Annotated in this window: 26 protein-coding genes; 18 read left to right on the top strand and 8 right to left on the bottom strand. The window is 70.7% G+C overall.

Annotated elements, in window-relative coordinates; genetic code table 11:
• Positions 1 to 8: 8 nt before the first annotated feature.
• The 5 genes from ACFO9I_RS00385 to ACFO9I_RS00365 all read right to left on the bottom strand — a co-directional run bounded on the left by ACFO9I_RS00385 (position 9) and on the right by ACFO9I_RS00365 (position 5,730).
• Positions 9 to 1,310, bottom strand: coding sequence for an alkaline phosphatase family protein (locus ACFO9I_RS00385; RefSeq protein WP_379176686.1), 1,302 nt, complete (start codon positions 1,308 to 1,310; stop codon positions 9 to 11).
• Entirely contained in the window at positions 1,310 to 3,073 is a 1,764-nt protein-coding gene (locus tag ACFO9I_RS00380) for an alkaline phosphatase D family protein (protein WP_379176684.1), read from the bottom strand. The genes ACFO9I_RS00385 and ACFO9I_RS00380 overlap by 1 nt, the downstream gene beginning before the upstream one ends.
• A gap of 83 nt (positions 3,074 to 3,156) precedes the next feature.
• Positions 3,157 to 3,921, bottom strand: a complete 765-nt coding sequence (locus tag ACFO9I_RS00375) for a phosphatase PAP2 family protein (protein ID WP_379176682.1) — start codon at positions 3,919 to 3,921, stop codon at positions 3,157 to 3,159.
• A gap of 142 nt (positions 3,922 to 4,063) precedes the next feature.
• Positions 4,064 to 4,786, bottom strand: coding sequence for a transcriptional repressor LexA (lexA, locus tag ACFO9I_RS00370; protein WP_379176680.1), 723 nt, complete (start codon positions 4,784 to 4,786; stop codon positions 4,064 to 4,066).
• A 122-nt stretch (positions 4,787 to 4,908) separates the two neighbouring features.
• Positions 4,909 to 5,730, bottom strand: coding sequence for a GNAT family N-acetyltransferase (locus tag ACFO9I_RS00365; RefSeq protein WP_379176678.1), 822 nt, complete (start codon positions 5,728 to 5,730; stop codon positions 4,909 to 4,911).
• A 59-nt stretch (positions 5,731 to 5,789) separates the two neighbouring features.
• Here ACFO9I_RS00365 and ACFO9I_RS00360 point away from each other — a divergent pair, with 59 nt between their 5' ends.
• The 5 genes from ACFO9I_RS00360 (at position 5,790) to ACFO9I_RS00340 (ending at position 9,301) form a co-directional block, all read left to right on the top strand.
• Positions 5,790 to 6,587 (top strand): SDR family NAD(P)-dependent oxidoreductase, encoded by a 798-nt coding sequence (locus ACFO9I_RS00360; RefSeq protein ID WP_379176676.1) that lies wholly within the window; start codon positions 5,790 to 5,792, stop codon positions 6,585 to 6,587.
• A 416-nt stretch (positions 6,588 to 7,003) separates the two neighbouring features.
• Positions 7,004 to 7,345, top strand: coding sequence for a hypothetical protein (locus tag ACFO9I_RS00355; protein ID WP_379176674.1), 342 nt, complete (start codon positions 7,004 to 7,006; stop codon positions 7,343 to 7,345).
• A gap of 359 nt (positions 7,346 to 7,704) precedes the next feature.
• Positions 7,705 to 8,085, top strand: coding sequence for a hypothetical protein (locus tag ACFO9I_RS00350; protein WP_379176672.1), 381 nt, complete (start codon positions 7,705 to 7,707; stop codon positions 8,083 to 8,085).
• Positions 8,086 to 8,369: 284 nt separating this feature from the next.
• Positions 8,370 to 8,759 (top strand): LysM peptidoglycan-binding domain-containing protein, encoded by a 390-nt coding sequence (locus ACFO9I_RS00345; protein ID WP_379176670.1) that lies wholly within the window; start codon positions 8,370 to 8,372, stop codon positions 8,757 to 8,759.
• Positions 8,760 to 8,884: 125 nt separating this feature from the next.
• On the top strand, positions 8,885 to 9,301 hold the full coding sequence (locus tag ACFO9I_RS00340) for a DUF3052 domain-containing protein (RefSeq protein ID WP_379176668.1): 417 nt from the start codon (positions 8,885 to 8,887) through the stop codon (positions 9,299 to 9,301).
• Positions 9,302 to 9,318: 17 nt separating this feature from the next.
• On the opposite strand, the gene ACFO9I_RS00335 is transcribed toward ACFO9I_RS00340, so the two are convergent.
• On the bottom strand, positions 9,319 to 9,714 hold the full coding sequence (locus ACFO9I_RS00335; protein ID WP_379176666.1) for a hypothetical protein: 396 nt from the start codon (positions 9,712 to 9,714) through the stop codon (positions 9,319 to 9,321).
• Between the two features lie 206 nt (positions 9,715 to 9,920).
• On the opposite strand from ACFO9I_RS00335, the gene ACFO9I_RS00330 reads away from it, so the two are divergent.
• The 5 genes from ACFO9I_RS00330 (at position 9,921) to ACFO9I_RS00310 (ending at position 16,066) form a co-directional block, all read left to right on the top strand.
• Positions 9,921 to 10,880, top strand: coding sequence for an ATP-binding protein (locus ACFO9I_RS00330; RefSeq protein ID WP_379176664.1), 960 nt, complete (start codon positions 9,921 to 9,923; stop codon positions 10,878 to 10,880).
• Between the two features lie 44 nt (positions 10,881 to 10,924).
• Positions 10,925 to 11,428, top strand: a complete 504-nt coding sequence (locus tag ACFO9I_RS00325) for a mismatch-specific DNA-glycosylase (RefSeq protein WP_379176662.1) — start codon at positions 10,925 to 10,927, stop codon at positions 11,426 to 11,428.
• Between the two features lie 418 nt (positions 11,429 to 11,846).
• A complete protein-coding gene (gene nrdR, locus ACFO9I_RS00320; protein ID WP_379176660.1) occupies positions 11,847 to 12,365 on the top strand; it encodes a transcriptional regulator NrdR in 519 nt (172 codons plus the stop codon).
• A 155-nt stretch (positions 12,366 to 12,520) separates the two neighbouring features.
• Positions 12,521 to 15,436 (top strand): vitamin B12-dependent ribonucleotide reductase, encoded by a 2,916-nt coding sequence (locus ACFO9I_RS00315; RefSeq protein ID WP_379176658.1) that lies wholly within the window; start codon positions 12,521 to 12,523, stop codon positions 15,434 to 15,436.
• A gap of 261 nt (positions 15,437 to 15,697) precedes the next feature.
• On the top strand, positions 15,698 to 16,066 hold the full coding sequence (locus ACFO9I_RS00310) for an ATP-binding domain-containing protein (protein WP_379176656.1): 369 nt from the start codon (positions 15,698 to 15,700) through the stop codon (positions 16,064 to 16,066).
• An 11-nt stretch (positions 16,067 to 16,077) separates the two neighbouring features.
• Here ACFO9I_RS00310 and ACFO9I_RS00305 read toward each other — a convergent pair whose 3' ends face one another.
• The gene (locus ACFO9I_RS00305) at positions 16,078 to 17,043 is read right to left on the bottom strand and encodes a hypothetical protein (protein WP_379176654.1); all 966 of its coding nucleotides are present in this window, start codon (positions 17,041 to 17,043) and stop codon (positions 16,078 to 16,080) included.
• A gap of 194 nt (positions 17,044 to 17,237) precedes the next feature.
• On the opposite strand from ACFO9I_RS00305, the gene ACFO9I_RS00300 reads away from it, so the two are divergent.
• The 4 genes from ACFO9I_RS00300 to ACFO9I_RS00285 all read left to right on the top strand — a co-directional run bounded on the left by ACFO9I_RS00300 (position 17,238) and on the right by ACFO9I_RS00285 (position 19,523).
• The gene (locus ACFO9I_RS00300) at positions 17,238 to 17,552 is read left to right on the top strand and encodes a hypothetical protein (RefSeq protein ID WP_379176652.1); all 315 of its coding nucleotides are present in this window, start codon (positions 17,238 to 17,240) and stop codon (positions 17,550 to 17,552) included.
• Between the two features lie 141 nt (positions 17,553 to 17,693).
• Positions 17,694 to 18,683 carry a nuclease-related domain-containing protein gene (locus ACFO9I_RS00295; RefSeq protein WP_379176650.1) on the top strand — a complete coding sequence of 330 codons (990 nt, stop codon included), beginning with the start codon at positions 17,694 to 17,696 and terminating at the stop codon, positions 18,681 to 18,683.
• A gap of 174 nt (positions 18,684 to 18,857) precedes the next feature.
• A complete protein-coding gene (locus tag ACFO9I_RS00290) occupies positions 18,858 to 19,040 on the top strand; it encodes a hypothetical protein (protein ID WP_379176648.1) in 183 nt (60 codons plus the stop codon).
• 30 nt (positions 19,041 to 19,070) lie between these two features.
• Complete coding sequence (locus ACFO9I_RS00285) at positions 19,071 to 19,523, top strand: hypothetical protein (protein WP_379176646.1); 453 nt, start codon at positions 19,071 to 19,073, stop codon at positions 19,521 to 19,523.
• Between the two features lie 152 nt (positions 19,524 to 19,675).
• On the opposite strand, the gene ACFO9I_RS00280 is transcribed toward ACFO9I_RS00285, so the two are convergent.
• Positions 19,676 to 20,101: a MarR family winged helix-turn-helix transcriptional regulator gene (locus tag ACFO9I_RS00280; protein WP_379176644.1), complete on the bottom strand. Its 426-nt coding sequence runs from the start codon at positions 20,099 to 20,101 to the stop codon at positions 19,676 to 19,678.
• Positions 20,102 to 20,245: 144 nt separating this feature from the next.
• Here ACFO9I_RS00280 and ACFO9I_RS00275 point away from each other — a divergent pair, with 144 nt between their 5' ends.
• The 4 genes from ACFO9I_RS00275 to ACFO9I_RS00260 all read left to right on the top strand — a co-directional run bounded on the left by ACFO9I_RS00275 (position 20,246) and on the right by ACFO9I_RS00260 (position 23,096).
• A complete protein-coding gene (locus ACFO9I_RS00275; protein ID WP_379176642.1) occupies positions 20,246 to 20,833 on the top strand; it encodes a hypothetical protein in 588 nt (195 codons plus the stop codon).
• 57 nt (positions 20,834 to 20,890) lie between these two features.
• The gene (locus tag ACFO9I_RS00270) at positions 20,891 to 21,289 is read left to right on the top strand and encodes a hypothetical protein (RefSeq protein WP_379176640.1); all 399 of its coding nucleotides are present in this window, start codon (positions 20,891 to 20,893) and stop codon (positions 21,287 to 21,289) included.
• Between the two features lie 29 nt (positions 21,290 to 21,318).
• Entirely contained in the window at positions 21,319 to 21,768 is a 450-nt protein-coding gene (locus ACFO9I_RS00265) for a hypothetical protein (RefSeq protein WP_379176638.1), read from the top strand.
• 77 nt (positions 21,769 to 21,845) lie between these two features.
• Entirely contained in the window at positions 21,846 to 23,096 is a 1,251-nt protein-coding gene (locus tag ACFO9I_RS00260) for a lipase family protein (RefSeq protein WP_379176636.1), read from the top strand.
• The last annotated feature ends 179 nt before the right edge of the window (positions 23,097 to 23,275 follow it).

Here is a 23,275-nt window from a genome sequence, read left to right as displayed (position 1 = left end):
CGCGCTCCTCAGAGCCGCGTGTGCCCGTCCCAGCCGCCGCGCGGGGCGCCCACGCCGAGGAACGACGCGACCGTGGGGGCGACGTCGATCGTGTGCGCCCGGGCACGGTCGGTGACCCCGCGCGGCACCCGCGGGTGGCCGCCGGTGACGAAGAAGGGGATCGGCCGGGTGGCGGGATGGCCGTGGTTGCCCGGGATCGGGTTGTCGGTCACCGGGTCGGGGTCGCTGAAGCGCCAGCCGGCGTGGCAGTAGGCCACCACGTCACCGGCCTCCGGGCCAAGCCGCAGGCTCGGCTCCCGGCGGTCGTGCGCGGCCAGCACGCCCTCGTGGTCGTGGGCGATCGCCCGCATCCGGTCCACCGCCCGGTCCCGGTCGCGGGCGGGGCCGGTCCAGTAGAGGAGGTCGGCGCCGCCGTTGTCGGCGATCCGCACCCGGCCGGCGAGCAGCGGGTCCGCGTCCATCGGCGCCTGGAGGCTGACCACCTTCTCGGGGGTCGACCAGTCCATCGAGTGGTCGGCCAGCACCAGCAGCATCGAGTGCCGCCACCGGCCGGTGGCGCGCAGCATGTCGACGAAGCGCCCGACCTGGCGGTCGGTGTCGGCGAGGGCGACCCGCCGCTGCAGCCGCAGTGTCGTCCCGGTCAGGTCGGCGTGGCCGAAGCGGTCGACGTCGCCGAGGATGACGAACATGAAGTCGGGGTCGAGCTCGTCGACCATGGCGAGCGCGGCGTCCATCGTGAACCGGTCGGGTGCGTGCCCGGAGACGGGGACGACCGGCGCCGGCTCCCAGCGGTGCGTGGCGCGGGTGCCGAAGACTCCGTAGAGGTACTCCTTGCTCAGCACGGTGCCGGTGGTCAGCCCGTGCCGGTTGAGCCGGCCGATCACCGTGGGGGCCGCGATGTCGGTGGGCCGGTCCATGGTCCGGACCTTGCCGAGCTCGCGGTCGTGGATCGCGTTCGCGGGCACGCCCGACCGGTCTGGCCGGACCCCCGTCATCATCATCACGTGGTTGGGGATGGTCTCCATCACCGGCAGCGAGGCGGCCCGGGGGAGGTGCAACCCGCGCTCTCGCAGGGCGTGGAGGTTCGGGGTCAGCAGGGCGTCGATCTCGTCGGGGCGGCAGCCGTCGACGACCAGCACGTAGGCCCGCTTGCGGTGCCTCGGGCGGCGGCGGGCAGACGCGCTCGCGGCGCCGGGCAGGCTCGAGAGCAGCAGCCCGCCGGCGCCGGCGGAGAGCAGGGCGCGGCGGCCGGTCCGTGCCTGCTCGAGGCCGGCGGCGAAGGTGCCGGCAGCGCGGTCGGGTCCGCACATCAGGAGCCCACCGGGCCGTCGACGGACTCGACGCGTCCGGTGCCGGTCCGGGTCGCCCACGACGTCGACCAGGTGATCGGGGTGTCCCGGTCGGCCCGGTCGCCGATGACGAACCAGTCCATCTGGGCGCGCTCGGCGGTCAGGTCGAGCACCGAGAAGCCGTGGCTGTCGAAGTCGAGGTACTTCACGTGCCGGTTGTTGGCCTTGATCGCCTCCTCGACCGGCACGCTGGTGGTGCGGGCGGGGGAGCCGGTGATGTCCTTGAGGTTGTTCGATGTCACCGAGGTGCACACGAACTCCACCCCCGCCGACTCCCCGAGCGGGTAGGTCGAGGCGTCGTACGGCAGCTCGGCCGCCCAGCCGGAGTGGATGTCGCCGGTGATGAAGAGCGCGTCGCTGACCCGGTGCCGGCGGATGTGCGCGAAGACCTCGCGCCGGTCGTCGGTGTAGCCGTCCCACTGGTCGACGTTGTACGGCGCCCCGTCGGCCGGCAGCAGGCCGGTGGCGTCGTTGACCGGGTCGACGAGGTCGTCGGGGACCGCCCCGAAGTTCACCGGCGCGATCATCACCGGGTTGCCGACGACCTTCCACTGCACGGCGTCGTGGGAGAGCGAGTCCTGGAGCCAGTCCATCTGCCGGCGGCCGGTGATGGTGCGGTCCGGGTCGCTGACCTCGGGGTCGGGGTCGGGCACGGGCGTGGGGGCGACCGGCTGGACCTGGCGGTCGCGGTGGGTGCGCAGGTCGAGCATGCTGAGCTCGGCGAGGGTGCCGAAGCGCAGCCGGCGGAAGAGCCGGTCGCCGTCACCCACGCGGACGCTGCCGTCGAGCCGGGCCGGCATCCACTCGTCGTACGCCCGGTGCGCGCGTGCCCGGCGGTCGCGGTAGCTGCCCTCGCCACCGGCGCCGCGGCCGGGGGTGTGGTTCTCCGCGCCGTCCCGCCAGGCGTCGTTGGCGGTCTCGTGGTCGTCCCAGGTCACGACCCACGGGTACTTCGCGTGCAGGTCCTGCAGGTCGGGGTCGCGCTTGTACTGCCCGTGCCGCTGGCGGTAGTCGGCCAGCGACACCATCTCGTGGGCGGGCTGGTGGCTGCGGATGTCCCGGTCGTCCGGGCCGTAGCCGTACTCGCCCGGCCCGTACTCGTAGAGGTAGTCGCCGAGGTGCACCACCGCGTGCAGGTCGTCGCGGGCGGCGAGGCCGCGGTAGGCGCTGAACCAACCGGCCTGGAGGTTCGCGCAGGAGACGACGCCGAAGCGGAGGTGGTCGGGGGTGGCGTCGTGGGCGGGGGCGGTGCGGGTGCGCCCGACACGGCTGGTGCGTCCGTCCCAGCGGAAGCGGTAGTGGTACCACCGGGCGGGCTGGAGCCCCTTCACGTCCACCTTGACGGTGTGGTCGCGCTCCGGGCCGGTGCCGAAGCTGCCGCTGCGCACCACGTGGCGGAACTGCGCGTCGGTCGCCACCTCCCACTCCACGCGCACGCGCGGCCCCTTCCCGGAGCCGGGGGTGCTGGCCGGGGTGGGGGTGACCCGGGTCCAGATGACCACCGCGGTCGGCAGGGGGTCGCCGGACGCGACGCCGTGCCGGAACGCGCCACCGCCGTCACGGGCCGCCGCGGCCGCGGCCGGGGTCGACGTCACGCCCGGTGCGAGGCCGGCGAGGACGCCGCCGGCCGCGCCGGTCGCGAGGAGGGTACGTCGCGGCAACGGCCGGGCTCGCAGGGGCTCGGCTCGCAGGGGCCGGGGGGTGGCGGCGCGTGGGGTGCTCACGCGTCCTCAACGGGCGGGACCGGGCAGGGGTGACGGGGCGCGGGGTGTGAGCACCGTCAGTTCACCCGGGCGTCGCCCGGGGGTCAGTCGGCTGTGGCCGCGGCGGAGCCCTGGGCGGTCGTCAGGCTGTCGAGCTCGCGGTCGAGCTCGTCGTCGTCGACCGGGGCGGGCATGCCCTCGGCGGCCAGCCACCCGGCGACCACGACGAGCCAGCCGACGACCACGTCGATCACCCAGTGGTTGCCGGTGCCGACGATGACGACGGCGGTACCGGCGGCGTACAGCCACCCGAGCACGCGCAGCCAGTGCCAGCGGGCGTGCCGCTGCAGCGCGATCGCGACCCACAGCGCCCAGCCGGCGTGCAGCGAGGGGAAGGCGGCCAGCTCGTTGGTGAGCCCGCCGAGGCCGCGCGGGGCCGACGCGTCGGCGCTCCACCAGCCGTCGGCGGCGTGCAGGCTGAGCACGTCGACGTAGCCCTGGATGAACCGAGGCGGGGCGGTCGGCATCAGCAGGTAGGCAACCAGGCCGATGATGGTGCCGATCGCGAGCGCCCGACGGGCCGGGATGTAGCAGCGCGAGCCGAGCCGGTAGAGCCAGAGCAGCACGGCGGCGGTGACGACGTAGTGGAGCGTGGCGTACCAGTAGCTGGCGATCAGCCCGATGACGTCGTTGTCGGTGAAGAGGTGGTTGAGCGGCACCTCCCAGTGGATCCCGAGGTGCCGCTCGATGTGGAGCAGGTCGTGGGCGCGGGCCAGGGCGGGGCCCATGGCGGCGTCCGCGAAGAGGCGCGAGAGGCTGTAGGCGACCCACAGGGTCAGGACCAGCGCCAGCTCGAGGACACCGCGCACGAGACGTGGGTATCGCTTACGGATACCCACGATCGCGGGAATGCTCGGGATGCTCACGGGTCCACTTTCAGGTCAGGCAGGGCACACTGCCATCAAGTATGCCCCTGACCGCCCCCTGATTCCCGTCATTATTACCTCGGGGTCACATCCGCCGCAGGACCGCGGTCACCTTCCCGAGGATGGTCGCGTGGGTGCCGTCGATCGGCTCGTAGGCGTCGTTGTGGGGGAGCAGCCAGACGTGGCCGTCCTTGCGCTGGAACGTCTTGACCGTCGCCTCGCCGTCGATCATCGCCGCCACGATCTCGCCGTTCTGCGCGGTCTGCTCCTGACGGATGACGACGTAGTCGCCGTTGCAGATGGCGGCATCGATCATCGAGTCGCCAGAGACCTCGAGCAGGAACAGCTGGCCGTCGCCGACGAGCTGCTTGGGCAGCGGGAAGACGTCCTCGATCCGCTCCTCGGCGAGGATCGGGCCACCGGCCGCGATCCGGCCGAGCACGGGGACGTACTGCGCCGCGGGCACGGCGTCGCCCACGCCGGTCTCGTCGTACATCGTCTCGTCGGCCGCCGAGATGGACCGGCGGGCGGCCATCACCTCGGGCAGGAACACCTCGATCGCGCGGGGCCGGTTGGGGTCGCGCTTGAGGAAGCCCTTCTCCTCGAGCACCTTGAGCTGGTGGGCGACGCTGGAGGAGCTGGTCAGGCCGACCGCGTCACCGATCTCGCGCATGCTCGGCGGGTAGCCGCGCTTCTCGATGGAGTTCCTGATCGTGGTCAGGACGCGCTGCTGGCGCGGGGTGAGGCCGGTGGCGTCCGGCGGGCCGTCGGGAAGCTGGGTGACCTTGTCGGACTTCTTCGTGGCCATGCGGCTGCCTCCAGGCTCTGCGGCGGACGCTCCGGGGCGCCCCGGGCGAGTGGGGACCACGCTAGCCAAAACGGCTGGGTGATTCAAACATCTGTTCGAAGGCGTGTCGCGGGTCGGGCGGGTCACGATCCGGCGGGGATCCACACGTACTGCGGCATGGTGCACACCTCGACGTAGCCGAGCCGCTCGTAGACCGGGCGACCCATGCGGCTCGCGACCAGGATCGACTCGTCGCACCCGCGCGCCCGCCCCGCGCGCAGCAGAGCGGCCGTGACGGCGTACCCCACGCCGCGCCTGCGGGCGTGCGCGAGCGTCGCGACGTTGTAGATGCCCGCGGTGCGTCCGGTGATCCACACCGAGCCGCAGCCGACCGGCTCGCCGTCGAGGCTCGCCACGGCGTGCACCAGGCAGGCCGGGTCGAAGACGGTCATCCAGTCCCGCAGCGGTGCAGCGAGGGAGCCGGGGATCTCGAAGACCTCGCACATGAGTCGCGCGACGTCGCGGTCTGATGCCTCGGTGCCGAGCGCGATCTCGAGCCCGGGCACCGCGCGCGCCTCGGGGTCATCGAGGTCGGCGGGGTCATCGGGGTCGGCGGGCTCGTCCGCGGTGATCGCGACGTGCATGCCCGGGCTGTCCTCGCGCTGGGCGCCGATCCCGGTGAGGGCGCGGTCCAGCGCCTCGGACCAGGTCGAAGGTCCGCACCACCACAGGAACGGGAGCCCGGCCTCGACGAACGGGGCCACCGTGTCCTCGACGCGTGCCCGCTCGGTCCCGGGCGTGAAGCGGGCGCCGACGACGTCGTTGAAGAGCGGGTGCGGCAGTCCGCTGCGGAAGCTCGTGACGTCGGGGTGGGTGCCGGTCGTGACCAGGGGGGAGGTCGCCAGGACGCGGTGGAACTCCGCGAGGTTCCTCTCGACGGCGTCGGCGCGCGGGTCGGTGGTCACCGTCGGAACGTACGACGCGACGGGCCGTCGCCGCATGACGCATCTGGTTGACTCCGGCCATGTCCTTTGCCTCGAGCTGTGTCGTCACCGGTGGTGCCCGCGGGATCGGGCGGGGGATCGCCGAGCAGATGGTGGCCCGCGGCCACGCCGTCGTCGTCACCGACGTGGACGGGCCGGCCGCCGAGCGGACGGCCACCGAGATCGGTGCCGTGCGCGGCCTCGCGCTCGACGTCCGCGACCCGGCGGCCCATGCTGCGGCGGCCGCCGAGGCCACGCGCCACGGCGCGCTCACCGCGTGGTTCAACAACGCCGGCGTCGGTGACGACGGCACGCTCTCCTCGCTGTCCGAGGAGGCGGTGCGCCGGCTGGTCGAGGTGAACGTCCTCGGCACGCTGTGGGGGATGCGCGCCGCGCTCGATGCCTTCGGTCCCCGCGGAGGGGACATCGTGAACACGGCGTCGCTGTCGGGGTTCGGGCCGGTGCCGGGCTACAGCGTGTACGCCGCCACGAAGGCCGCGATCGTCTCGATCTCGATGTCGTGCGACGTGGAGACACCCCGGGGCGTGCGCGTGCACGCGCTCTGCCCGGACGGGGTGCAGACGGCGATGCTGGACGGCCAGGACCCGGACGGGATCGGGGCGGCGCTGGTGCATTCCGGCGGGCGGATCCTCAGCGTCGACGAGGTCGCCTCGGCCGCTGTCTCGCTGATCGGCACCTCCCGGGTCGTGCGCTCGGTGCCGGGCTGGCGCGGAGGCGTCGTCCGGGCCTCGGCGCTCGCGCCCTCGGTCGCCGCGCGCGGGCTCGGGCTGTTCGTCGCCCAGGGCCGGCGGGCGATGAAGCGGTCCGCCTCCTCCTGACCCGTCCCGCCAGCAGGGCAGTTCGCGCTCCTCTCCTCTGCTCCCACGCTCGGGCACGTCCGACCGCCCGCGAACTGCCCGGCGCTGGGGTCTCCGGCCGTCCTCCACAGGCCGGTGACCTGCGGGTTCCCCGCTCGTTGAACCTCCACTAGCGTGCTTTCCGGCGCCCGGTTGACGGGGTTTTCGGGTGCTGGTTCTCGGGGAAGGATCTGCGCGTGCATCGCTCTCGGACGGCGTTCGCTCTCGGACTCGCGGCTGCCCTGTTGCTGGGTGGGTGCTCGGATGATCCTGAGCCGAAGATGGCTCCTGCTCCGTCGGGGTCGGCCTCAGTGAGGGAGTCGCCCTCGCCGTCGACCGGTCCGGCGCAAACGAGCAGGGGCCAGCAGGAACAGTTCCTTCGTGAGTACTTCGCTGCTATGTCGGATTCGCTCTCATCCGGCGAGACATCGGAGTTTCTTGCCGGCTCCTCGAAGCAGTGCCACAACTGCAAGATCCTTGCCGCAAACGTCGAGGCCGCCTATCGAAATGGTGGCTACATCAAGGGCGGCCGCTGGACCGTCCAGTCGGTTGCTTTCACTCGAAAAGCACCACTCGGGATGATCTGGAAGGTCGACCTCTCTACGGCGCGCGAGCGTTGGTACGACTCGAAGGATCAGCTCGTGAAGGTTGTGAGCGCAGATGTGCTGCGTGTTGGACTGGCGTTGATCCCGCGCGACGGCGACTGGCAGGTGCGAGAGCTCAGGCTGGAGGAGTCGTGAAGCGCTTCGTCGTCTTCGCAGCGTCGGCGTTGCTCGTCGGGGGGCTGCCAGGTCATGCGGTTGCTGACCACGACCACTCGTCGTCGCATGTCACGACCACGTCGGGCGGAATCTGGACCGGCGTCACGATTCACCACCCCGCTCAACCTGGTCAGGGGACTTTGGGAGAAGGCGACCCTAATCAGTCGTCCCCACAGCCAATCGTCTTTGTAGGACCCGACCTGCAGGACGAGTTCTGTGCGGGCGTCAACTGGACGGAAGGATGTGTCCCCGACCCGGCCGCTCCGGCTGAACCGGATGTGACGCCCGGCGTAGTCGCTGAGGCGTTCCGGAATCTGCAACTGCCCAGGTCAGAGCTCATGGTCCAGCCCCCAGGTGGCGAGACACTGGTCAACTTCGAGACCAACTTCTACACCGAGCAGCAGCCGTTCACGCGCACTGTGCGACTGCTGGGGCAGCGGGTGGATCTGAAGATCTGGCCGAGCCAGTTCCGGTGGGTGTTCGGTGACGGCGACGAGCTCGCGAGCGAGAGCGCGGGGGCGCCGTACCCGCACCTGGAGATCACCCACGACTACCGGGCCAAGGGTGGGGTGAGCCCGCGGGTGGACACGACGTACGCCGCCGAGTTCCGGGTCAACGGGGGGCCGTGGCGCGACGTCGACGGGACGGTCACGATCCCGGGCGCGCCGGAGCGGCTGAGGGTGCGGACCGCGACTCCGGTGCTGGTCGGGTATCGCTGATCGTGGAGTGACCGTCGTACCCGGTACGACAGGGACTCCACGCCGGCCCGAGCGCCAACGCTGCCGTTCGAATGTGTTCGAACAAATGTTCGTGACGGGTCTTGTGTCGTTCGAACACGTGCTCTAGCCTCGTACACATGTTCGATCGAACGCCTGATCGACTCGGTGGAAGCCGGATGGTCCAGACCAGTCCCACGCGGACTGTCGGTGGCCCCCGTTAGACATCGGTTCGACAGCAGATCGACGACGACCGAGGCTGGCCGCCACTTCCCCAGGAGGTCCCGATGAGCACGATGACCGCGAGCACCACCTTCCGCCCGACCGTGGTGCGCACGCCCGCCACCCGGACGACGCGCACGGCCCCGGCCCGCGCCGGCGGACAGGTCCGGCTCACCCGTCGCGGCCGGCTCGTCGTCTTCGCTCTCGCGCTGCTCGTGGTGCTCGGGCTCGGGCTGTTCTGGGCGGCCGGCTCGGTTGCGACCGAGCGGCCCGGCACCCCCGAGCCCACCCGCGTGGTGATGGTCGGCTCCGGCGAGACGCTTTGGGGCATCGCCGCCGACATCGCCGACGACGGCGACGTCCGCGGCATGGTGGAGCGCATCGAGCGGCTCAACGCCCTCGACTCCGCGATGGTGCAGGCCGGGCAGCGCCTGCGGGTGCCGGCGGGGGACTGACCCGCCGACCGACAAGACTTCGCCAGCCGACTCGACCCCGGCTGGCGAGCCGGGGAAGACGAGGGGTGGAGCCTGGGGAGGCTCCGCCCCTCGCGGCATTTCCGCGACGTCGCTAGCGTCGCGCCATGGCCGGCTACTCGGGCACCCCGCTGGTGCGCAAGCTCGGCATCAAGGACGACCACGTCCTGTTCCTCGACGGCGCCCCGGACGACCTGGACCTCGGTGAGGCCGCGGCGCACGTCGTACGCCGCCTGCCGCGGCAGGCCGACGTCACCCTCACGTTCCACACAAAGCGCGCAGGGCTGGCGGAACGGCTCCCGGTCCTGTTCGAGCGCACGGCTCGCGACGGCATGGTCTGGGTCTGCTGGCCCAAGAAGGCCGCGCAGAGGACGAGGCGCAACCCGGACGGCCTCGACTCCGACCTCGACGAGAACATCGTGCGCGCGCTCGGCCTCGAGCTGGGGTTCGTCGACGTCAAGGTCGCCGCGATCGACGAGACCTGGTCGGGGCTGAAGTTCGTCCGACGCCTGGTGGACCGCTGACGGTCCGACCGGGGAAGTCAGCGCGCGGCTCGCCGGCCGCCCGGCGTACGCACCTGCGGCGGCGCAGGCGGAGCAGACGGACCGGGGGGCGCGAGCGGCGCCGCGTCCACCCGCGGCGCGCCGGGCGGGGGCGCGTCATGGGTGATCCCCAGCCGGCGCAGCAACCGGGTGACCAGCATCAGCCCCGCGAACAGGCACGCGACCGCGCCCGCCGACGCGAGCCCGAGGAACCACCACGCGCGCGAGTCGCCCGAGCGGGCGGTGGAGCCGAAGTCGATCGCGGCGTACACGAGGTACCCCCAGGCGACCACCGAGACCGTGACCCCGACGGCGAGAAGCAGGAGGGACGGCGAGAACGACGGTGCCCGTTTCGACGCCCGTCGTGATCCTGCGCGCTTCCCCCTGCTTCCCACGCCATCATTGTGACCGATCCCTCGGTTCGCCACGCCGTCGGGCCGACATTCCCATCCGGACCGCGACACGAATGTCAAGTGCCGTATGGGGGATCTGCGCAACATGTGGCGTGGCTTACCCTGTGCGCGTGGTGGAGGGGTTGGGCTCCGCGGGGGATGCGTCCTCGGAGCAGCTGGGAGATGGGCCGCGAGGACCGCTGGGGCACTTGTCGCGACTGGGCTTCGCCCTGCGCAGCGCCCACGACGTGGACCAGATCGCACGCTTCCTGATCACCGACCTCGTCGAGCTGCCGGAGGTCCGCCGGGTCGGCATGGCGCTCACCGAGGGTGGCGGCCGCCGGCTCCGGTTCGTCGCCAACGAGCGGGTCGGCGCCGAGGGCCTCGAGTGGTGCCACATCGACAGCTACGAGGACGTGCCGCTCACCGCCGTGGTCCGCACCGGGGAGCCGGTCTTCGGCAACCTCGACGACCTCGAGCGGGAGTACGCCGACATCGTCAAACGGCAGCGTGCGGACGGCGTCGAGGCGATGGCGGCCTGGCCGCTGCCCGGCACCGGCTCGCCGATCGGCGGGATCATGCTGTTCTTCGGCAAGCCGCAGGAGTTCACCGAGGCCCAGCGCGGGCTGCTCGAGGCGACCGCGCGCCGGGTCGCCGACGCCGTACGACGCGTCCGCGTCACGAGCGGTCGCGGCCCGGGTGACGCCAGCCCGGACGACCCGGCGCTGATCGGCGAGGGCCGTCGCAACGCGGTGCTGCTCGAGGGCGATCCGCGGGCGCCCGGCGCGGCCCGCCGGTTCCTGCGCGAGCAGCTGGCCGCGTGGGAGGTCGACGCCGACACGGTCGACAACGCACAGCTGTGCCTCTCCGAGCTGGTCACCAACGTCGTGATGCACGCCCGCACCACCTCCGAGCTCACCGTGCACCTCGAGGACGGCGTGCTGACCGTGGTGGTCCGCGACCTGGGCGGCTCGAGCCGCGCCGGCGACCCCGGGGTCATCGCGCCGCCGGGGGAGGGAGAGGACCCGCTGCGGGTCTACGGCCGCGGGCTGATGCTCGTCGACGCGATCGCCGACCGCTGGGGCTCCGAGGTCGACGCGAGCGGCACCACCGCGTGGTTCGCGCTCGAGCTCGGCTCCGCGCAGGGGTCGTCGGCCCAGACCGGCTGACGCAGCCCGTCCGGGGCCTTGGCCCGACTTGTCATCGTGGCCGCATGGAGGTGCTGCCCGACATCGTGGGCCCGCGCCCGCGGATCGTCTTCTGCGGCATGGCGGGCGCGCAGAGCCGGCGCAGCCGTGACCACTACTACGAGACGCCCGGCAACGCGTTCTGGGAACTGCTGCACGACAGCGGGCTCACGCCGACCCGGTTGACGCCGGTCGACGACGGCCGGCTGGTCGAGCACGGGCTCGGGCTGACCGACCTGGTCCGCCATCCCACCGAGCCGCCGACGTACGACGTGGACGAGCTCGAGGCCAAGCTCGAGCGGTGGCAGCCGGAGTGGCTCGCCTTCACCAGCAAGGGCGTGGCGCACGCCGCAGCGCGGGTTCTCGGCGTACGCCGTCCCGGGCTGGGGATCGCGCACTGGGAGCTGGCGGGGGCGCAGGTCTTCGTGCTGCCCGGGCCGAGCGGGGCCAATCGGCGGCACGACTACGACGGCCGGCCGGACCGGCTCTCGTGGTGGCGCGACCTGGCCGGGTTGGCGGGCGACGGCTGAGCATGTGGGGGAACTCAACCGTCGCTCGCGTGTGCACACCCCATCAGGGTCGGGAGGGGCTTCGGGAGACCCTGCCGGAACATCGCCAAAGTTGGTCACGAAGGGCCCGCGACACGCCCGGATCAGACCGGTCCACCGCCCCTGACCTGCGGTTTTCCGATGACCGGGGGACATACCTCCGGTACTTGTCGCGTTCGCTTGCGAAGGCCTGTGGTCGGGGCGTACGGTTACCACTACATCTAGTACTTACACCGGTGTAGTTATCCACATCTAGTTCACAGCTAGGCGCGGAAGACCCACAGGTGACCGGGTGTTCTACACAGCAAGACCCCCGTTTTCCACAGCCTCTGCACACCCGTCGAGGGTGTCTGTGGCGACCCCGGAGAGCGGGCGAGCACGCACACGAGAGGGGGACCCGATGCACTGTCCGTACTGCCGCAACACCGACACCCGGGTCCTCGACTCCCGCGTGGCCGACGACGGCGGCTCGATCCGGCGCCGTCGTACCTGTCCGGCGGAGAACGGTGGCTGCGGCAAGCGGTTCACGACCGTCGAGCAGATGCAGCTGACCGTGCTCAAGCGCAGCGGCGCCACCGAGCCGTTCACCCGCGACAAGGCCGTCGCCGGCGTCCGGAAGGCCTGCAAGGGCCGTCCGGTCTCCGAGGACGACCTGGCCTGCCTGGGCCAGGCTGTCGAGGACGCGCTGCGCAGCGAGGGCTTCGCGGAGGTCCCGGCCCACCAGGTGGGCCTGGCCATCCTCGGCCCGCTGCGCAAGCTCGACGAGGTGGCCTACCTCCGGTTCGCGAGCGTCTACCGCGCTTTCGAGTCGGCTGACGACTTCGAGGACGAGATCGCGATGCTGCGCGCCGAGCGCACCGCGGTCCCCTCGACCCCCGGCGAGCTGCTCGACGCGGCCGCCTCGGCCCCGCCGGGCTGACCCAGACCGCCCGGCGTGTGTAGTGGGGAAGCTGCGCGCGCCGGGCGAACCAATGCTTCCCCCATCCGGAGCACTTCAGAGTGTCGGTGGTCGGAGAGACCATCAGTAGCAAGGCCCACACAGCACGTCATCGAGGGACTAGGGAGAGCGCACACATGACCGAGACGGTGAGCGGCGCAGCACGCGCCAAGACGGGTGCCGGGCTGAAGATCGAGCGGGTCTTCAGCACCAAGGGCAAGCACCCGTACGACGAGATCACCTGGGAGCGTCGCGACGTCGTCCAGACCAACTGGAAGACCGGCGAGGCCGTCTTCGAGCAGCGCGGCGTGGAGTTCCCCGACTTCTGGTCGGTCAACGCCTCCACCATCGTCACCACCAAGTACTTCCGCGGCGCGGTCGGCACCGACGCCCGCGAGTGGAGCCTCAAGCAGCTCATCGACCGGGTCGTGAAGACCTACACCAAGGCCGGCGTCGACCACGGCTACTTCGCCACGAAGGCCGACGCCGAGGTGTTCGAGCACGAGCTGACCTGGCTGCTGGTCAACCAGTACTTCTCCTTCAACTCTCCCGTGTGGTTCAACGTCGGCACGCCCTCGCCGCAGCAGGTCTCCGCCTGCTTCATCCTCTCGGTCGACGACTCGATGGACTCGATCCTGAACTGGTACAAGGAGGAGGGCTTCATCTTCAAGGGCGGCTCCGGCGCCGGCCTGAACCTCTCCCGCATCCGCTCCTCCAAGGAGCTGCTCTCCTCGGGCGGCACCGCCTCCGGCCCGGTCTCCTTCATGCGCGGTGCCGACGCCTCCGCGGGCACCATCAAGTCCGGCGGCGCGACGCGTCGTGCGGCCAAGATGGTCGTCCTCGACGTCGACCACCCCGACATCGTCGAGTTCGTCGAGACCAAGGCGCGCGAGGAGGACAAGATCCGCGCGCTGCGCGACGCCGGCTTCGACATGGACCTCGGCGGCGCCGACATCACCTCGGTGCAGTACCAGAACGCCAACAACTCGGTCCGCGTCTCCGACGAGTTCATGCGTGCGGTCGAGGACGGCACCGACTTCGGCCTGCGCGCCCGGATGACCGGCGAGGTCATCGAGAAGGTCGACGCCCGCGAGCTGTTCCACAAGATCGCGAAGGCCGCCTGGGAGTGCGCCGACCCGGGTCTTCAGTACGACGACACCATCAACGACTGGCACACCAACCCCGAGACCGGCCGGATCACCGCGTCCAACCCGTGCTCGGAGTACATGTCGCTCGACAACTCCTCGTGCAACCTGGCGTCGCTGAACCTGCTGAAGTTCCTCAAGGACGACGACACCTTCGACGCCGCGCTGTTCGCCAAGGCGGTCGAGTTCATCATCACCGCGATGGACATCTCGATCTGCTTCGCCGACTTCCCGACCGAGGCGATCGGCAAGACCACCGTCGACTACCGCCAGCTCGGCATCGGCTACGCCAACCTCGGCGCGCTGCTGATGGCGATGGGCCTGGGCTACGACTCCGACGGTGGCCGCGCGATGGCCGCAACCATCACCTCGCTGATGACCGGCACGTCCTACAAGCGCTCCGCCGAGCTCGCCGGCGTCGTCGGCCCGTACGCCGGCTACCAGCGCAACGCGGACGCCCACAAGCGGGTCATGCGCAAGCACCAGGCGGCCAACGACACGGTCCGCACGCTCTCGATCGCCGACGCCGACGTGCACAAGCTGGCCACCAAGGCATGGGCCGACGTGATCAAGCTCGGGGAGAAGAACGGCTTCCGCAACGCGCAGGCCTCGGTGCTCGCGCCGACCGGCACCATCGGCTTCATGATGGACTGCGACACCACCGGCATCGAGCCCGACTTCTCCCTGGTGAAGTTCAAGAAGCTCGTCGGCGGCGGCTCCATGCAGATCGTCAACCAGACGATCCCGCGGGCGCTGAAGAAGCTCGGCTACCAGCCCGAGCAGGTCGAGGCGATCGTCGCCTACATCGCCGAGCACGGCCACGTGATCGACGCCCCGGGCCTGAAGACCGAGCACTACGAGGTCTTCGACACCGCCATGGGTGCGCGTGCCCTCAAGCCGATGGGCCACGTGCGGATGATGGCCGCGGCGCAGCCGTTCCTCTCCGGTGCGATCAGCAAGACGGTCAACCTGCCGGAGACGGCGACCGTCGAGGAGATCGAGGAGGTCTACCTCCAGTCGTGGAAGCTCGGCCTGAAGGCGACCGCGATCTACCGCGACAACTGCAAGGTCGGCCAGCCCCTGGCCGACGGCGGCGGCAAGGCCAAGAAGGACGCCGCTGACGCCGCCGCTGCGGCGGCCGAGGTCGTCGAGAAGGTCGTGGAGAAGGTCGTCTACGCCCCGACCCGCAAGCGCCTGCCGAAGTCCCGCGTCTCGCGCACCACCTCCTTCACCGTGGGTGGCGCCGAGGGCTACATGACCTCGGGTGCGCACGACGACGGCCAGCTCGGCGAGGTCTTCCTCAAGCTCGGCAAGCAGGGCTCGACCCTGGCCGGTGTGATGGACGCCTTCTCGATCGCGGTCAGCATCGGCCTGCAGTACGGCGTGCCGCTGGAGACCTACGTCTCGAAGTTCACCAACCTGCGCTTCGAGCCCGCCGGCCTCACTGACGACCCGGACGTGCGGATGAGCCAGTCGATCATGGACTACATCTTCCGCCGCCTCGCGCTGGACTACCTGCCCTTCGAGACCCGCCAGGGCCTGGGCATCTACTCCGCCGACGAGCGCCAGCGCTACCTCGAGACCGGCTCTTATGAGCCCGTCGAGGAGACCGGCATGCCGGCCGAGCTGATGGAGGGCAGCTCCTCGGTGGTTGAGGAGGCCGGCCACGGCCGTCTCGAAACCTCCGAGGACGACGAGCCCGTGGTCATGCACGACAGCCACGGCAGCGACCAGCGCGAGGTGCCGGCCAAGCCGGCCAAGGAGGCGCACACCTCGGCCGAGCTGCTGGAGAAGATCACCGGCCAGGCGATCGACTCCCCGCTGTGCTTCACCTGCGGCACGAAGATGCGGCCTGCCGGCTCGTGCTACGTGTGTGAGGGTTGCGGCAGCACCAGCGGCTGCAGCTGAGCTAGCAGTTCGTAGCCGTCGGACCCGTCACCGAAGGTGGCGGGTCCGTCGCCAATTCGGCTGGATCGACCGGTCCGTTTCGACGATGTCTGACCGACCCCAGGCCGAGCCCAAGGGAATCCGGGAGGGGAGCGCGCCCTGCGGAACACCAAGCAGATCCACGAGTCGTTCGGTCCGCTCGCCCCGAGCAGGATGTACGCCCGCGGCGGTGACGGCCCCGCCGTACGCTTCGTGGCCGCGCCGACCGAGGAGGCCCTCTCGGTGGCTGACGACCAGGTCGACATGCTGCTGGACGAGGGATGGAAGGCGGGCAGCATCTGCCTGCTGACCACCGGGCACCGGCACCCCATCCAGCTCGAGCGGACCGACTTCCACGACCAGGACGGGTACTGGAAGACGTTCTTCGATGACGATGACGTCTTCTACGGCCACGTCCTCGGCTGCAAGGGGCTCGAGCGACCGGCGGTTGTCCTCTGTGTCAACGAGGAGGGCGAGCGCGACCGGGCGCGGGAGCGGCTGTACGTCGGGATGTCGCGGGCCACCGATGAGCTCGTGGTGGTCGGCGACCCCGCCGTGATCCGACGCGTCGGTGGTGACCAAGTTGCACGGCGACTGGGGATAGCGGACTGATTGCTGTCGAATCACGCCCCGTCGGGGACGTCCGATCCCGGCAGGACGACGAGCTTGCCCCCGGGGCGGCTCTCGGGCATCCAGTCGTCCCACGGCTCCATGTCCTCGGCGAACGGCGTCCGCCAGACGAGGTGCCCGAGCAGCGCGATGACGAACTGGTCGGTCGTCATGCCGTACTGCCGAGCGCGCGCGTCCAGCTCCATGTGCAGGGTGACAGGCATGCGGTCGATGCAGAAGGAGACGCTCTCGTTCTGACGTGACGCCGAGAACTGTCGCCAGTGCTCGCAGGCTCGGATCTCGAGGGGGTCGTACAACAGCTCGTCGAGCGGGACGTGCGGCGTCGAGAGCAGGTCCGGATCTTCGAGGCGGGCTAGGGCGAGCGCACGCACCACCCGACCCCGACGGGCGTCGGGGTCGTTGCCGTTGTTCCAGCTCTCCTCGTTGCAGCGTTCGGCGATGAGCTCTCGGACGTGCAGCTCCTCGCGGGGACCGGCAAGGGTGGAGCGCTCGATGGTCGTGGCATCGAGCTCACCGGATCGCCACGTCAGGGCGATCAGCTCCCCGCGCTCAGCCTCGGGGAGACACCCGGGCGGTCCCACGAGCGCAGGCTCGAGGGACTTGCTCGCTCGAACCAGTCCGCCACCGACGAGCGGGAGGGGGCGGGCCGCGGCCATTAGCAGAAAGGGGTGCACCCCCGCCCCGAGCCACAAGTCGTTGCGGTCACGGAGTGAACCGCGGACCCGATGGGTGAGGACGATCCCGTCCAGCACCTGCGCCAGGTTGGCCACCCGGCCATCGGGCCGCACGACCAACGACGTGGCAACGTCCGCGATCTCCACCACCTTGTCCGGGGTGATCCGCGGGTCGTCGGCAAGCGCCTGTGCGCGGACGGCGAGCCATCGCGTGTCCTGCGGTCCGTGCTCGAACGTGAGCTGCTCGAGTGCGTCGTGCAGGTCGAGCCAGTTGTCTGAGGTCATGGGCGTCCTCCGCTGTCGGACGTCCGATTCTGCGGACTTTCTGCGGAGTCCGTCACCGCCCATCCACAGGCCCGTGGCGGCGCCCCCATCTAACGTGGTCCTCATGCACCACCCACCGCCTGACGCCGAGCAACGGCGCTAGCCCGCACGCGACCGTGTGTGGGCGCGCCGACCGGTTGCTCGGAGGCGATGGCATGGCACACACGGACAAGACGAAGCCGCTCAAGGTGCGGATCTGGCACGACGCGCTGGTGCGGGTCGAGCTGCACGACCACCGCGACGGGCAGTGCGACCTGCCCACGAGTCTTGGCGACCTGATCGCCCAGGCGTGGGACCCCACGTCGTGCACGTGGGACCACCTCTGGACCGGCATCGGGGTCTGCCCCTGTGGCTGGTGCACCGGGGCACACTGGCGGAGGGCGGAGAACAGGCGCGAGCGGCAGCGCGTACGGGCGTCGCTCCGTGAGGCCAAGAAGGAGTGGGACGCGACGGGGCACTGCGACGAATGAGGTCGACGGTGAGGGACGTCCGCGTGAGCAGCGCGCCGAGCTCGTACGCCGCCGTCGTGCACTGAGCCCCCGCCACCGCTCAAGTCGGCCACCTGTGCGTCCGATGCAATTCGGAGATCCGGACAACGCACGGGGGCGAGCATGGCGGGGGAGTCGGCGCACGAGCTGGCGCGACGGCAACGGGAGAAGGCCGAGCGCCTGCTGCGGTCCGCCGAAATGTGGGAGCGGGGCGGAGACGGCGAGCAGGTCGTCGGAGCGATCCTCGACCAGCTCCGGCCCGAGGGTTGGGAGGTCTTCCACGACGTTCGATGGCCGGGACGCCAGCGCGCGAACCTCGACCATGTGGCGATCGGACCGACCGGTGTCTTTGTCATCGACGCGAAGAACTGGTCGGGGCGGATCGACGTACGTGGACAGAGCTTTCGATGCAACGGGCGTCGGCAAGATCGGACGGTGGCGGCTGCCGGTGACGCCGCCCTGGCGGTTGCTGCACTTTTGAATCCAGACGCTGGGTCAGTGACTCGCTCCGCGTTGTGCTTCGTGCGCGATGAGCCCGTGTCGGGGTGGTGCTACGAGGTGATGCTCTGCTCGACGGCCAACCTGCGCGAGATGCTGGTGAGCCGACCTGCCGTGCTCACCCCCGACCAGGTGAAAGTGGCGTCGGTTGAGCTCCAGCTCGGCCTCCGCGCGGCAGTTCGACTCCCACCGACGTCGCGCGCTCAGACGCACGCCCAGCTCATGCGACGAACCATCACGACGGCTGCGAGCACGCCCCGACCACCCAAGCCGCCAACCCGCAAGACGAACAAGGGGCCAGGTTTCCTTGGGACCCTGATGCGCTTCGCACTCGTGATGATCCTCGGCGTCGTCGCCCTCGGACTATTGCCCCGGCTCGGGATGCTCATCGGTGACCAGCTCACGCCATCACTCACGCCGGCCGTAACCGAGTACAGCAGCTGCGCCCTGCTGCACCAGGACTACCCTCGCGGTGTCGGCACCAAGGCGGCTGTGCGTGACATCGCGGTGAAGAAGCGGAGGCCTGCGGCGAAGCCGGAGATCTACCAGGCGAATGTCGGGCTCGACGTCGACCGGGATGGTCTTGCCTGCGAGAGTCCGCGCGGACGCCGCTAGACCACGCCCGCGCCCGATTGGCGAGTACGTCGTTCGGCTCAGCCACAGGCCCGCCCGGCCGACGAATGCCGCAGATCCGGACGAGTCACACAACGTGGGCCCGATCCGGGACGACCTCCGACCCGACGGGTGGGAGGTCGTCCACGACGTGGCCCGGTCGGGCCTCATCGACCTGTGGGTCCAGTTCTTCGCCACGACGGCCGGCGGCAGGGCAGCTCGGTCGGCGACGGCATCGTTCTCGGCTGCACGGAGATCGAGCTGCTCATCGGGCAGGCCGACAGTCCGGTTCCGGTGCTGCCCACCATCGCGCTCCACGCCGAGGCTGCGATCGAGGCGGCCATGGGAAGCGAGACCTGAACCGGAGGCTGGTCCTGCGAGACTGTGCGGGTGACCGAGACGGAGCAGCCCTCACCCGACTACGAGTGGGCGATCAGCTCCGAGCCCGACTTCCTCGTCGTGCAGTTCCCACCCCTCGCCGTCAGCCAGGGAGGCCGAGCCGTCGACGCCATGCGGACGCTGTTCAAGGCACGCGGCTTCGCCGAGGCGACCGCGCTCGAGAACGCCAAGCCGCCGGTCGCCAACGGCTGCCTGCTCTCGGAGGTCGACCCGTCGGCCGCCGAGCTCATCGTCCAGATCGGAACCTCCGCGAGCCGGATAGCGGTGCCTCACGGTGACCCGACCTGGTCCGAGCGCGTGTTCGGCGAGCGGGAGGTGCTCGTGCTCGCCTGCGAAGCGGTGATCGACGGCGGCGCCGTCCAGCGGCAGCGACTCGAGCGTGAGATCGCCGCCGGTGCCGTCCTCGCCGCGCGGGTGCCTGCTGGACGGCTGTCGCCGGAGTAGACAGCTGGCGGACTTCATCCGGCGGACGGCATCGTCACTGCGTCCGGATTGCCGGAGGGTGCCACTGCCCCAATCCGCTCAGCCACAAGCCCGCCCGGTCGATGAGTGCCGCAGATCCGGACGAGCGGCGGGGGCGGGGATTGGCGGCCGCCTCAGCTCTCGGCAGCAGCGAGAAGCTTCGACAGCAGTCGCCGCAGCTCTCGGTGTCCGCGCTCGCCGAGGATCTCGGTCACCTGCTCCTCGATGCCCTCGATCGTCTGACGCCCTGCGGCCACGGCGTCCCGGCCACGCTTGGTGAGAACGATGAGCTTCGCCCGGCCGTCCGCGGGGTCGGGGCGGCGGACGACGTACCCCATGTCCACGAGCTCGTCGACGAGCTCACCCATGGCCTGCGGGGTCATGTTGGCCTTCCGAGCCAACTCGGTGAGCCGTGAGCCCTCGGGTGAGATCTGGGCGAAGACGGCGGAGTGCTTGGGCTTCTGCGGATAGCCGGCACCGACCACGCCCTCGACGATCTGGAAGCCGAGCAGGCTGTAGGCCTGGCCCAGCATCGAGACGGTGTTCAGCAGGTCCTCCATTGACAGCTCCGGGCTACGAGAGTATTCAGGTTACCTGAGTAATTGTCGGCGCCACGCCGGCGTCTTGCCTCTCGGGTGGGAGGAGTGAAAGCCATGACGCACGTAGGGGCAGGGCAAAGGCCCGCCGTCGTCGATCGGGGCCTGGTGAGCCACGCAGGTGTGGTCTGCGGCGTGGCAGGAGTCCTCGGAGCCCTGAGCGGGATCTTCCTGGCCGTCTACCCGGGACAGGTGTCCGACGACATGTACAGCTATCCGCTCACGGCGGGTGGCTTCACAGTGATCCAGATCTGGTTCTTCATCCAGCACCTCGGGCTGCTTGCCGGGATCATGGCGCTCTCCGGTGCGGAGGCCATGGCGCCGGGACGCAGCACACGCTGGGGCACCGGCCTCGCCGTGTCGGGCATGGCGCTGCTCGCCGTCACGGAGCTTGTCGCCATCACCGCGCGGAGCGAGACCTACCCCGGTGAGGGCACCGGCCTCCTCGACGCGTTGTACGGCGTCTCTACCCTCGCCGCGGGTGTGGGCCTGATCCTGGCCGGCATCGCCGTCCGCCGCCGGGGACGCTGGACCGGGTGGCGTGGGCTCGTGGTGCTGGTCGCCGGCATCTTCGTGTTCGTGCCGATGACACCTGCCCTCATGGGCCCGTTCGTCCTTGCCCGGCTCGCGATCGTGGGCTGGATGCTGCTCTTCGCCGCGTTCGGCTACGCGCTCTGGAGGGCCGACGAGCGATGAGTGGCACGAGGAGACCGTCGCTCCAGGGCGAGCGGCCCGGGTGAAGCGAGGGACGCCGTGATCAAGGCGGCCGCCGTCTGCTCCCTCGTGCTCGGCCTGGGCTTCGGTCTCCCGGGCGCGTACGGCGCGTGGTACTACGCGCGGTACGGCGAGGTGTGGACCTTCCTCGGATTCCCGACGTACGGCGACGGGCCGTTCGAGCGCTGGGGGATCCCGACCAGCGTCGGGTTGCTGCTCGGCTTCGTGGCCGTGTGTATCGCCGAGGTCCTGATCGGGGTCCTGCTCTGGCGGGACCTCACGGCAGCCCCGTGGCTGGCACTGGCCCTGCTGCCGGTCGAACTCGTGTTCTGGGTCGGCTTCGCGCTGCCGTTCGGACCCGTGCTGGGAGTCGCGCGCACCGCGCTGGTCATCGCCGTCCTCGTGTCGGGGGCGTCGGCGCTCGGGAGGCCGGGCTGATGTGAGCACGCCCCTGCGACGCTCTGTCCGTGACCGAGACCCAGCAGTGCTCGCCCGACTACGCGTGGGCGATCAGCTCCGAGCCTGACTACCTGGTCGTGCAGTTCCCACCGCTCGTTGCCGGCCAGGGCGGCCGGGCGGTCGATGCGATGCGGACGCTGTTCAAGGCGCGCGGGTTCGCCGAGGCCACTACGCTGGAGAACGCCAGGCCCCCGGTTGCGAACGGCTGCATGCTCTCGGAGATCGACTCGTCGACCGCCGAGCTCATCGTCCAGATCGGGAGCTCCGCCGGCCGCATCGCGATCCCGCACGGTGACCCCGCCTGGTCCGCCCGCGTGCTCGAGGAGAAAGAGGTGCTCGTGCTCGCCTGCGACGCGGTCATCGTGGACGGTGCGATCCAGCGCCAGCGCCAGCGACTCGAACGCGAGGTTGCCGCGGGTGGCGTCCTGGCCGCGCGGGTGCCCGCCGGCCGGCCGTAGTTGGCGCCGGCCGGGGTAACCACGTGGCCGGCGTGTCGTTGAATGGGCGACAGGACCTCTTGCCGAAGGGACCGCCCGTGCGTCTCAAGCCTGCTGCCCTCACCCTGCTCGCGACCGCCCTCGCGGCCACGATGGCGCCGGCAACCCCGGCGGCCGTAGGTGCCGAGGAGGGGATCGTGCGTCCGGAGAAGGACCCGTTCTACACCTACGACGGGGACAGGCCACTGCGCGACATCAGGCCCGGGACGCCCCTGAAGACCCGCGACGTCACGCTCGCGGCCGACACCAACGAGACTCCGCTGCCGGCCCAGCAGATCCTCTACCGCACGACGGACACGCTGGGTCGCGCGGTCACGACCGTGACCACGGTGGTCCTCCCGGTCACCGGCACGGCACAGCCGCGGGTGGCGGCGTACCTCTCCTTCTACGACGCGCTCTCCGCCAAGTGCAACCCGTCGTACACCCTGCGCGGCGGCAACCCCGGCGCCGCCAACCAGCAGCTCACCGACCTCGAGCAGGGGACCGTCCAGAGCCTCAGCGCGCAGGGCTACATCGTGACCGTGCCGGACTTCGAGGGCCAGGACCTGCACTGGGTCGCCGGGCGCGAGTCCGGCATCAGCGCGCTGGACGGGATCCGGGCGACGCTCAGGGCGCTGGAGCTCGGGAAGGGCACTCCCGTCGGGATGATGGGCTACTCCGGCGGCTCGATCGCCGCCGACTGGGCCAGCGAGCTGCAGCCACGCCGCGCCCCGAAGATGAACCTGGTCGGCACCGCCATGGGCGGGGTGCCGGTGGATCTGCGGCACAACCTGCCGTACGTCGACGGCACCCCCGAGTGGTCCGACGTGATCCCGGGCGCCATGATCGGCATCAGCCGGGCGTACGGCCTCCGACTGCGGCCGTACCTCTCGAAGTGGGGCCGCATGGTCGCCAGGACCGAGGCGCACCAGTGCATCGGCGAGATGTCCGGCGAGTTCCCGAACCTCACGATCAAGCACCTGATGAAGAAGCGCTACGAGGACATCCTCGACGTCCCGGTCTTCCGCCGGATCATGAAGCAGCTGGAGATGGGCTCGGCGAAGGGCCACCCGAGCGCCCCGATGCTGATGGTCTGGGGCAACCACGACGGCAAGGGAGACGACGTGATGGTCGCCCGGGACCAGGCGCGGCTGGCGAGGCAGTACTGCAGCCAGGGTGTGCCGGTGCAGACCCAGGAGATCCAGGGCGCCGACCACAGCCAGGCCGGCGCGAGCTTCATCCCGGCGGCCGAGGCGTGGCTGGCCTCGCGGTTCGCGGGCACGCCGGCGCCGAGCACCTGCGCCCCGTGAGGAGTGCCGTGAGCGCGCCGCTGCCGAGGACGGCATAGCCCGAAAGGGTCATTTCGTTCCGGGTTCGCCGTTCCGCGTACGCGCCGTCGAGGGCGTTCGTATCGTGACCGCACCAGCTCGCCGGGCACGCCTCGCGAGTGGCACATCCTCGGCGGGCGATCGACACAACGGTCGCTGCG

Source organism: Nocardioides sp. GCM10023255, from assembly GCF_042653125.1.
Classification (GTDB): domain Bacteria; phylum Actinomycetota; class Actinomycetes; order Propionibacteriales; family Nocardioidaceae; genus Nocardioides.
The sequence above is the reverse complement of the archived record's forward strand: the minus strand, read 5'-3'. Positions and strand labels throughout refer to the sequence as shown.